At 57.2% G+C, this 9,801-nt stretch carries 8 protein-coding genes and 2 rRNA genes (1 of these 10 running past the window's edge); 4 read left to right on the top strand and 6 right to left on the bottom strand.

What is annotated here, in order from left to right:
* From ACYZUM_RS16365 to mrdA, 3 genes are all read left to right on the top strand, one after another.
* Positions 1-245: ribosomal RNA gene (locus ACYZUM_RS16365) — 23S ribosomal RNA — on the top strand (it extends 2,647 nt beyond the left edge of the window).
* Positions 246-399: 154 nt separating this feature from the next.
* Positions 400-515 (top strand): 5S ribosomal RNA (rrf, locus tag ACYZUM_RS16360).
* Positions 516-751: 236 nt separating this feature from the next.
* Complete coding sequence (gene mrdA, locus ACYZUM_RS16355; protein ID WP_108183352.1) at positions 752-2,644, top strand: penicillin-binding protein 2; 1,893 nt, start codon at positions 752-754, stop codon at positions 2,642-2,644.
* A 75-nt stretch (positions 2,645-2,719) separates the two neighbouring features.
* Here mrdA and ACYZUM_RS16350 read toward each other — a convergent pair whose 3' ends face one another.
* The 5 genes from ACYZUM_RS16350 to ACYZUM_RS16330 all read right to left on the bottom strand — a co-directional run bounded on the left by ACYZUM_RS16350 (position 2,720) and on the right by ACYZUM_RS16330 (position 5,898).
* On the bottom strand, positions 2,720-3,391 hold the full coding sequence (locus ACYZUM_RS16350) for a hypothetical protein (protein WP_108183351.1): 672 nt from the start codon (positions 3,389-3,391) through the stop codon (positions 2,720-2,722).
* 84 nt (positions 3,392-3,475) lie between these two features.
* Positions 3,476-3,682 carry a helix-turn-helix domain-containing protein gene (locus ACYZUM_RS16345; RefSeq protein ID WP_003226632.1) on the bottom strand — a complete coding sequence of 69 codons (207 nt, stop codon included), beginning with the start codon at positions 3,680-3,682 and terminating at the stop codon, positions 3,476-3,478.
* 9 nt (positions 3,683-3,691) lie between these two features.
* Positions 3,692-4,297, bottom strand: a complete 606-nt coding sequence (locus tag ACYZUM_RS16340) for a DUF2975 domain-containing protein (protein WP_041069052.1) — start codon at positions 4,295-4,297, stop codon at positions 3,692-3,694.
* A gap of 218 nt (positions 4,298-4,515) precedes the next feature.
* Positions 4,516-4,920: a lysozyme inhibitor LprI family protein gene (locus tag ACYZUM_RS16335; RefSeq protein ID WP_108183350.1), complete on the bottom strand. Its 405-nt coding sequence runs from the start codon at positions 4,918-4,920 to the stop codon at positions 4,516-4,518.
* 57 nt (positions 4,921-4,977) lie between these two features.
* Entirely contained in the window at positions 4,978-5,898 is a 921-nt protein-coding gene (locus tag ACYZUM_RS16330) for an ADP-ribosylglycohydrolase family protein (protein ID WP_108183349.1), read from the bottom strand.
* A gap of 186 nt (positions 5,899-6,084) precedes the next feature.
* Here ACYZUM_RS16330 and ACYZUM_RS16325 point away from each other — a divergent pair, with 186 nt between their 5' ends.
* Positions 6,085-6,573: an SRPBCC family protein gene (locus ACYZUM_RS16325; RefSeq protein WP_041069044.1), complete on the top strand. Its 489-nt coding sequence runs from the start codon at positions 6,085-6,087 to the stop codon at positions 6,571-6,573.
* 383 nt (positions 6,574-6,956) lie between these two features.
* Here ACYZUM_RS16325 and acnA read toward each other — a convergent pair whose 3' ends face one another.
* A complete protein-coding gene (acnA, locus tag ACYZUM_RS16320; protein ID WP_142580101.1) occupies positions 6,957-9,698 on the bottom strand; it encodes an aconitate hydratase AcnA in 2,742 nt (913 codons plus the stop codon).
* Positions 9,699-9,801: the final 103 nt, after the last annotated feature.

Below are 9,801 nucleotides of genomic sequence, written 5' to 3'. Positions count from 1 at the left end.
AGAGGACCGGAGTGGACGAACCTCTGGTGTTCCGGTTGTCACGCCAGTGGCATTGCCGGGTAGCTATGTTCGGGAAAGATAACCGCTGAAAGCATCTAAGCGGGAAACTTGCCTCAAGATGAGATCTCACTGGAACCTTGAGTTCCCTGAAGGGCCGTCGAAGACTACGACGTTGATAGGTTGGGTGTGTAAGCGCTGTGAGGCGTTGAGCTAACCAATACTAATTGCCCGTGAGGCTTGACCATATAACACCCAAGCAATCTGAATGCTCGAAAGAGACCAGATTGCGGTGTGTGAAGACGCAATGAACCGAAAGTTCGCGCAGCTCACAAAGCACCTGTATCACATACCCGATTTGCTGAAGCGAGGCCAGTTGGTCACGAGTCAGTACCCGAATTTCTTGACGACCATAGAGCGTTGGAACCACCTGATCCCATCCCGAACTCAGAAGTGAAACGATGCATCGCCGATGGTAGTGTGGGGTTTCCCCATGTGAGAGTAGGTCATCGTCAAGATTAAATTCCGAAACCCCAATTGCGAAAGCAGTTGGGGTTTTGTTTTGCCCGCAGGAAAGTGCTTGGCTCGCCAAGATCAGACGATGCGAGTGTTCCAACCGTCGCCAGGACTGCCATTGGAGAAAATCCTTCTGAAGTGACCGCTCGGTTTTTGGTATGGTGCAGCTCGTTTTTTAACGGATTGATGTCATGCCCACGGATCGGCGCTCAAATTATGTCAAAGAGTTGCTGTAGAAATGCCTGAACCCATCCCGATCAAAGATCATGAAAAAGAGAAGCGCTTGGTCAACAAACGGTTGATCGCCTGCGCTCTGTTTGTCTTTGCTATCAGCTGCGCGCTGGTGGTGCGCTTGTACATCCTGCAAGTGGTTGAATATGACTACCACTCGACCATCTCTGAAAACAACCGCGTGCACGTATTGCCGATTCCGCCGACGAGAGGCCTGATCTACGATCGCAATGGTGTGCTGCTCGCTGATAACCGTCCCAGTTACAACCTGATCATCACCCGCGAACGCGCCACTGATGTAAATCAGGAGCTGGACGAGGTGATCAATCTGCTGCATTTGCCCGCTGAAGATCGTACGGTTTTCGATAAGGCCATGAAGCAGTCCCGTCACCCATTCACCCCGGTGACGCTGTTCTACGAACTGACGGAAGAGCAAATCGCCGTGTTGGCGGTTAACGAGTTCCGTTTGCCGGGCCTCGATGTCGAGCCGCAGTTTGTTCGGCATTACCCGTTGGGTCCGCACTTTGCGCATTCAATCGGTTACGTTGGCCGGATTAACGAAAAAGAATCCAAAACCCTCGACTCGGTGGAATACCGCGGCACGCAATCCATCGGTAAAACAGGCATTGAACGCTTCTACGAAGCGCAGCTGCACGGTCACGTTGGCTACGAAGAAGTTGAGACCAACGCCCAAGGCCGAGTGTTGCGAGTGCTCAAACACACCGATCCGGTCCCTGGCAAAAACATCGTTCTAAGTCTCGACGTCAAACTGCAGGAAGCTGCTGAAGCCGCACTGGGCGACCGCCGTGGTTCGGTGGTGGCTCTCGATCCATCCACTGGTGAAGTGCTGGCCATGGTCAGCAATCCGAGCTTCGACCCGAACCTGTTCGTCACCGGTATCAGCTCCAAGGAATACTCGGCGCTACGCGATTCCATCGATCGGCCGCTGTTCAACCGTGTGCTACGCGGCCTGTATGCACCGGGTTCGACCATCAAACCCGAAGTGGCGATTGCCGGCCTTGATGCCGGTGTTGTGACCCCGCAGACACGAGTCTTCGACCCGGGCTATTACCAACTCCCGGATTTCGATCACAAGTACCGCAACTGGAACCACAGTGGCGATGGCTGGGTGGACATGGACGCGGCGATCATGCGTTCCAATGACACCTACTTCTACGATCTGGCGCACAAGCTCGGCATCGATCGCCTGCACGACTACATGGCGATGTTCGGCCTCGGCGAAAAAGTCTCGCTGGACATGTTCGAAGAGTCGCCCGGTTTGATGCCATCGCAGGCCTGGAAACGTGCCACGCGTCGTCAAGCCTGGTTCCCGGGGGAAACAGTAATTCTGGGCATCGGCCAGGGCTACATGCAGGTCACGCCACTACAACTGGCTCAGGCCACCGCACTGATTGCCAACAAGGGCATATGGAATCGACCGCACTTGGCGAAGACCGTCGATGGCGTAGCGCCGGTCGATGAACATCCGATGCCGAATATCCTGCTGAAGAACCCGCGTGACTGGGATCAGGTCAACCACGGCATGCAGATGGTGATGCACGATGCCCGGGGAATCGCGCGCGCCGCAGCGGCCGGTGCGCAGTACCGCATCGCCGGCAAGAGTGGTACGGCGCAGGTGGTGGCGATCAAGCAGGGTGAGCGTTACAACCGTGAGAAAACCCTAGAACGGCATCGCGACAACGCCTTGTTTGTCGGCTTCGCTCCGGCAGAGCATCCGAAGATCGCCATCTCGGTGATGATCGAAAACGGTGAGGCCGGTGGTCGGGTTGCCGGTCCCGTGGTGCGGCAGATCATGGACGCCTGGCTACTGGATCAGGATGGCCACCTCAAGCCGCAATACGCGGCGCCGGCCAAGCCGCCGGGTGACCCGCACGTGTAGCCGGGATGCGCTTCACTACACCGGCTCACGTTGGCTGCGCCGTGAAGCTGTCGAGGCAGGGGTTTGGGTAACTGACTATTTGCAGCTGTAACCCTCGGGCATCGTGACGCTGTAGTTGCGTTGCACGCGATCCTGGAAGTTCAGGTTCTGCAGGCCCTGCTCGACCAGAAACGCTTCGACCTTGGCGGCCTGACAGTCCTCGTTATAAGACGACGCCCGCAGCAGATACACCGTGCGTTTACTCGCCTCATCCCGGGCGGTGGCAATAAAGGTACTTAGGGTGGTATAGCCGATTCGCTCCGAAGTACCCACCGGGCCATAGGTCGTATTGGGCTTACTGGTGCAGGTCAGTCGGTCATCTTTCTTCTTGGTGTTCTTGCAAACGGTGGTAGTGCTGGTTGGCACTTGCCCATAATCGGTAGCGGTATAACGGTAAGACACTTGCCGGCTGCCGATATCTAGGCTGATAGTCATTTTGATCGGTGCGTGATTTCTGGGCAGGCTGGCGTCGGTATAAACCTCTTGGAAACCCCTGTCTTTCAATGCGTTGACCATGTCGCGAAGATAATAGCGGGCATTCAGTGCGTTCTCATCGGCGCCTTTCGTCGAGGTCACCAATACGGTTGCCTTTTGGTCGAACTGATAGTCCGGATCAGGGATTGCATTGAGTGCTACGTCAAATTGTGTGGCGCAGCCGCTGAGTGACGCTGTCAGCAATAACAGCGCGCATAACAAATAACGGGACATGACAAAGCCGCCTTGAAACTAAGGATTGAATAAAAGTTAAACGATCGGGACCTGCGATAAACAACTCGCCTTCCGGGGAAAGTCTCAGTCTTTCTGGTATTCCAGCAGATCGCCCGGCTGGCAATCGAGCGCAGCGCAGAGCTTGTCCAGAGTTGCCATCTTCACGCCTTTGACTTTGCCGTTTTTAAGCAATGACAGATTGGCCTCGGTTATTCCGAGCAGGGCGGCTAACTCTTTCGAGCGAATTTTTTGCGTGGCCATGACGACGTCAAGGCGGACGATAATGGTCATTATATTGTTCTATATGTATTGGCTTTGCTCATCGCTGAGTACTTTTGCGTCACGCATGATAATTGAAAAAATACAGAGTAATACGCCTTTGATTATCTCGTAGGCAGAAGCGGAAGACAGGCCGATTGAGAACTGGAAAATCCGATCTCCCGGCGGCAGATCTATCGACAACGCCAGACCTTGCAAGGTCTCTATTAACGGGTAGGTTGCCGGAGAAACGATGCAGAGCACGCCCACTCGCCAGAGGACTCTGATGTTGCGGTCGGTCCAGGTTTCGCCGCGCGACAAGCGCAGAAAAAACAACCCGGTCAGCCATAACGCGTAAGCCGACAGGACAACGGGCAGGAAATCCAGAAAGACGATCAGCGCAGTGACCGTTGATGACAGCCAGGTGTCAGGATCAAGCAATGCACCTTCGACAAACGGGTCAAGCAATTGCGGCGAGCCTTCTGCAAAGGCATAAAGCAGGCTTGCCAGCATTTCATCCTTCTTGAAGAACCAGATCGTCACGTTGCCACCGACCTCCGTCACCCCCAGAACCCAGACAAGAATCGCAGCCAGCAGACCGATCCAATGCATGCGCTGCGGCGCCAATCCGTTGATGTGAGTACTCATGAAAATTCCTGGTTGTTACAATTTGGTAGCGAATTCTCGATGATAAATTATCTGATTACAATAATTAGTTTTGTTTTTGTTGCTGCGCCACTTTCTTCTGTTCCGGCTCCGCGCAATCGCTGGTAATGGTGCGGAAATCGATTCGCTGGCCAGCGCGCCTAAGGTGCGCCAAGTGTGGAATCAACAAACCTGGCGGCAAGACCGAAGCCACTACAAAATCAGGCCCCGGGCACTGGGCAACTCATGTCACCTTCCTGACACGTCAAATACTGCTTCAGCGCCTCAATCCGCGCCTTGGTCACAGTTGTCAGGCAATTGCTGTAGATCAGCGGATAAACACTCCCGCCCTCGACCCCGGATGCCGAAAATTTGCACTCAGCATCGCGAAACCCGATCCACGCCCGCTGCGCCCCCACCAGCAGCTTCTTGCGGTCAGGGTTGTCCTTCAAGCGGCCGGTGATCTGCTGATACACCGCGTTCAACTCCTTGTCAGTCGACTTGAATTCCTGCCCGGCACACTGGTTCATGGTGGCCTGATCGCTGGCATTGGCGCAGTCGACGGCAGCGTGGGCGAGGGGGCTGAACAGAAAGGGTGTCAGGGCCAGAAGCAGGCGTGGGGACATTGGGTAATCTCACTGAGTCGGATGAAAGTGCAGTGCAGTTTAGCGGCTGTGGAGCTTCTAATCAGGGACGCGTAGCCGGGAGGCTTCGAGCAGGCGATCTGCGGTGGCTGCAATCTCCTCGCCGTCATGGAGCATTTCCAGCCAGTGGGCAGGAATCGCCCGAACGCCATAGTAGGCCCCGGCCAATTGGCCGACGATCGCGGCAGTAGTGTCGGCATCATCGCCCAGGTTGGCGGCTTGCAGAATCGCCGCGGCGAAACCGTCAGTGTGATGAAAACACCACAGCGCCGCTTCCAGCGACTCGACGCTGTAGCCGCTGCCACGGATTTCGCTCGCCGACTTTGCGAGGTAATCACCTCGGGCGATGGCTGCGACTTTAGGTTGAACGAAGGTTGTGTCTGGCAATTTGCGCAATTCTGACTTGGAGGCGCCTAGCAGTGCTTTGCTGAGCACTTCGGCAAATAACTGACAGCATTCGATGGCTTCAGGTGCAGCATGGGTGGTTCGCGAACTGTCACTGGCGAACTGGCGAATCTGCCGGGCATCAGGGAAATAAAACAGCACCACCGGCACCAGGCGCATCAGCGACCCGTTGCCGGCGGTAAACGGGTCGGTAGATCCCGCGAACGGCTGACCGGTTTGCTGATACCGCGACAGCGCCTGGCTGACCGTCATGCCGATATCGAAACAATCACCGGTGGAACTGAGATACCCCCATTGCCACCAATTCAGATAGCGTCCCATCTGGTCCGCCGCATCGAATGTGTTTTTCCTCAGCAGGCTCTCCGCCAGGCACAGCGCCATCGAGGTGTCATCCGTCCATTGCCCGGGTTTCAAGTGAAAGGGGCCGCCACCGACCATGTCCCTCAGCGGCTGGAATGAGCCTCTTGGCTTGAACTCCAACGTGGTGCCGACGGCGTCGCCGCAAGCGAGGCCGAGCAGGGCGCCGCGATAACGTTCGGAGAGAGATGGCTGCATGCTTCATCCTTGTCTGTGTCCATTTCGCAGGAAACGGTAACAGGTTCATCGGAGGGGGGCGCTCGTTTCAATGAACGGAAATGCCGCCGAATGTTTCCTCTGGATTGGACAGGTGCAGCCCTTTGATACAACTTCAGGTTGGACATGTGGTCATACAAGCCTACTGTTCAAAACAGGAGGTGACTTATGAAACCGGTACCCAATAGTTTCGAACGCAAAATCGCGCTCAAGGCGCCACGTTCATATGTCTGGCGTGCATTGGTCGATGCCGAGGCGTTTGGTCAGTGGTTTGGTGTGGCACTGGAGGGCAGGCGGTTCATTGCCGGGGAATGGACGCAAGGGCAGGTCACGTATCCCGGTTATGAACACGTGCTGTGGAACGTGCTGGTGGAGCGGGTGGAGCCGCAGCAGCTGTTTTCGTTTCGCTGGCACCCGTACGCGGTCAATCCGAACATCGACTATTCCCAGGAGCCGACTACGCTGGTCAAGTTCGAGCTGCAGGATTACGAGAGCGGCACATTGCTCAAGGTGTCCGAGTCCGGCTTTGCGCATATCCCCGATGTGCGGCAGAAGGAGGCGTACTACATGGATAGCCGCGGCTGGGAGGAGCAATTAAGTCGACTTGAACAGTTTCTCGCCGAAAGTGCGAAGACGCGCGAGCGTGATGGTGACTGACATGGTGGCTTGCAGGCTGAGTGCCTGACTGACGTAGGGGTTTTCGGAAGGGCTTGTATAGCGAATGTCTTACACGCGGTGGTAGCTTTTGCGACTATTGCCGATTGGATCCACGGCGTAATCTACACCCATCAACTGAGACACAGGGAGTGTTTCAGGATCACGGATGATCGACCATTAGCAAGGATCGCTGCCGACAGGGAGTCGATAATGGTCTTGGGAAAAACCCGCTTCGGCGGGTTTTTTTTCGCCTGCAGAAAAGTATTTGTGTCGAGCACCGGTAGCGAGGGGATTTATCCCCGATGGGTTGCGAAGCGACCCCAAAAAAGGGCCTGCTGCGCAGTCCATCGTAGATGAATCCCCTCACCACGGGAATCAAGCAATCACGAGGCGATCAGTTGCCGCAACACGTAGTGCAGAATCCCGCCCGACTTGAAGTACTCCACCTCATTCAACGTATCGATGCGGCACAGCACGTCGAGTTTCTCCTGGCGGCCGTCCTCACGAGTGATGACCAGGGTCAGGTTCATGCGCGGCGTCAGCTCGACACCAGTCAGACCCTGGATATCAAGGGTTTCCTTGCCAGTGAGGTTCAGGCTCTTGCGGTTCTGATCGAGCTTGAACTGCAACGGCAACACGCCCATGCCCACCAGGTTGGAACGGTGGATGCGCTCGAAGCTTTCAGCGATCACCGCTTTGACACCCAACAGGTTGGTGCCCTTGGCCGCCCAATCGCGGCTGGAGCCGGTACCGTATTCCTGACCGGCGATTACCACCAGCGGCGTGCCCGAGGCCTGATAACGCATGGCGGCATCATAAATCGGCATTTTCTCGCCGCTCGGGATGTAGATCGTGTTGCCACCTTCTTCGCCGCCGAGCATCTCGTTACGAATGCGGATGTTGGCGAACGTGCCGCGCATCATCACCTCATGGTTGCCACGTCGTGAGCCGTAGGAGTTGAAGTCTCGCGGTTCCACGCCTTTTTCGCGCAGATAGCGCCCGGCCGGGCTGTCAGTCTTGATGTTGCCGGCCGGGGAGATGTGGTCGGTGGTCACCGAATCACCGAGCAACGCCAAAACCCGCGCACCCTTGACGTCAGTGATCACCGGCAATGGGCCGGAAATGTCGTCGAAGAACGGCGGATGCTGGATGTAGGTCGAATCGTCCTGCCACACATAGGTGGCGGCTTGCGGCACCTGGATCGCTTGCCACTGTTCATCGCCGGCAAACACCTCGGCGTATTCCTTGTGGAACATCGCGGTGTTGACCTGATTCACCGCATCGGCGATTTCCTGACTGCTCGGCCAGATATCGCGCAGGTACACCGGATTGCCTTGCTGGTCGTTACCCAGAGGCTCGCTGCTGATGTCAATGCGCACACTGCCAGCCAGAGCATAAGCGACCACCAGCGGTGGCGAGGCCAGCCAGTTGGTCTTGACCAGCGGATGCACCCGGCCTTCGAAGTTACGGTTGCCGGACAGCACCGACGCCACGGTGAGGTCAGCTTTCTGAATGGCCTTCTCGATTGGCTCCGGCAATGGCCCGGAGTTGCCGATGCAAGTGGTGCAGCCATAACCGACCAGCGAAAAACCGAGCTGATCCAGGTATTGCGTCAGCCCGGCCGCCTTGTAGTAGTCGGTGACCACTTTCGAGCCGGGGGCCAGCGAACTCTTGACCCACGGCTTGCGCGTCAGGCCTTTCTGCACGGCTTTTTTCGCCAGCAGACCGGCCGCCATCATCACGCTCGGGTTGGAGGTGTTGGTGCAGGAGGTGATCGCGGCGATTACCACCGCGCCGTTTTTCAGGCGATAGGTGTGGCCTTCATACTCGTATTCGGTTTCGCCGACCAGATCGGCGTTGCCCACGGCCACCCCACCGCCGCCCTCGCTTTCCAGGCGGCCTTCTTCCTTGCTGGTGGGCTTGAATTGCAAATCCATGAAATCACTGAAGGCCTGCGCCACGTTTGGCAGCGAGACCCGGTCCTGCGGGCGCTTTGGCCCGGCAAGGCTGGCTTCGACGCTGCCCATGTCCAGCGCCAGGCTGTCGGTGAACACCGGTTCCTGACCGGGCAGGCGCCATAGGCCTTGGGCCTTGGTGTAGGCCTCGACCAGTTTCACCACTTCAGCCGGGCGGCCGGACAGGCGCAGGTATTCGAGGGTTACGTCATCGACCGGGAAGAAGCCACAGGTCGCGCCATATTCCGGGGCCATGTTGGCGATGGTCGCGCGGTCGGCCAGTGGCAGGTCGGCGAGGCCGTCACCGTAGAATTCGACGAATTTGCCGACCACACCTTTCTTGCGCAGCATCTGCGTGACGGTCAGCACCAGGTCGGTGGCGGTGATGCCTTCCTTGAGTTTGCCAGTGAGTTTGAAGCCGATCACTTCCGGAATCAGCATCGACACTGGTTGGCCGAGCATTGCCGCTTCCGCCTCGATCCCGCCGACACCCCAGCCGAGCACGCCGAGGCCGTTGATCATGGTGGTGTGGGAGTCGGTGCCGACCAGGGTGTCGGGGAACGCGTAGGTGCGGCCTTCCTCATCCTTGGTCCATACCGTGCGCCCGAGGTATTCGAGGTTGACCTGGTGGCAGATCCCGGTGCCCGGTGGCACCACGCTGAAGTTGTCGAAGGCGCTCTGACCCCAGCGCAGGAACGCGTAGCGCTCGCCGTTGCGCTGCATCTCGATGTCGACGTTCTGTTCGAAGGCGCTCGGAGTGGCGAATTTGTCGACCATCACCGAGTGGTCGATCACCAGATCCACCGGCGACAGCGGGTTGATTCGTTGCGGATCACCACCGGCCTTGGCCATCGCGGCGCGCATCGCAGCGAGGTCGACCACGGCGGGCACTCCGGTAAAATCTTGCATCAATACGCGGGCAGGGCGGTACTGGATTTCCCGGTCGGAGCGGCGCTCCTTGAGCCAGGCGGCGATGGCTTTGAGGTCGGCGCCGGTGACAGTTTTTTCATCTTCCCAGCGCAGCAGGTTTTCCAGCAGGACTTTCAGCGACATTGGCAACTGGTCGATATTGCCCAGGCTTTTTGCGGCATCCGGCAGGCTGAAATAGTGGTAGGTTTGTTGGTCGATCTGCAGTGTTTTAAGGGTCTTCAGACTATCGAGGGACGGCATTACGATCACTCCTTTGAGTCCGCACGGCTACGGACTGAGGGGACGGGCAGAGCTATCAACGTAGCCCTGTTTTCAGTAGCTGGCTAATAACTGGACTCTATCG

The sequence above is a fragment of the Pseudomonas sp. m6p genome, from assembly GCF_055760375.1.
The sequence above is the reverse complement of the archived record's forward strand: the minus strand, read 5'-3'. Positions and strand labels throughout refer to the sequence as shown.

What these genes read in the sequence shown, in the direction of transcription:
- ACYZUM_RS16325 (WP_041069044.1), top strand. Translation starts at nt 6,085, where the DNA reads ATGAAACCGGTACCCAATAGTTTCGAACGCAAAATCGCGCTCAAGGCG.
- ACYZUM_RS16345 (WP_003226632.1), bottom strand. Translation starts at nt 3,682, where the DNA reads ATGACCATTATCGTCCGCCTTGACGTCGTCATGGCCACGCAAAAAATT.
- acnA (WP_142580101.1), bottom strand. Translation starts at nt 9,698, where the DNA reads ATGCCGTCCCTCGATAGTCTGAAGACCCTTAAAACACTGCAGATCGAC.
- mrdA (WP_108183352.1), top strand. Translation starts at nt 752, where the DNA reads ATGCCTGAACCCATCCCGATCAAAGATCATGAAAAAGAGAAGCGCTTG.
- ACYZUM_RS16340 (WP_041069052.1), bottom strand. Translation starts at nt 4,297, where the DNA reads ATGAGTACTCACATCAACGGATTGGCGCCGCAGCGCATGCATTGGATC.
- ACYZUM_RS16350 (WP_108183351.1), bottom strand. Translation starts at nt 3,391, where the DNA reads ATGTCCCGTTATTTGTTATGCGCGCTGTTATTGCTGACAGCGTCACTC.
- ACYZUM_RS16330 (WP_108183349.1), bottom strand. Translation starts at nt 5,898, where the DNA reads ATGCAGCCATCTCTCTCCGAACGTTATCGCGGCGCCCTGCTCGGCCTC.
- ACYZUM_RS16335 (WP_108183350.1), bottom strand. Translation starts at nt 4,920, where the DNA reads ATGTCCCCACGCCTGCTTCTGGCCCTGACACCCTTTCTGTTCAGCCCC.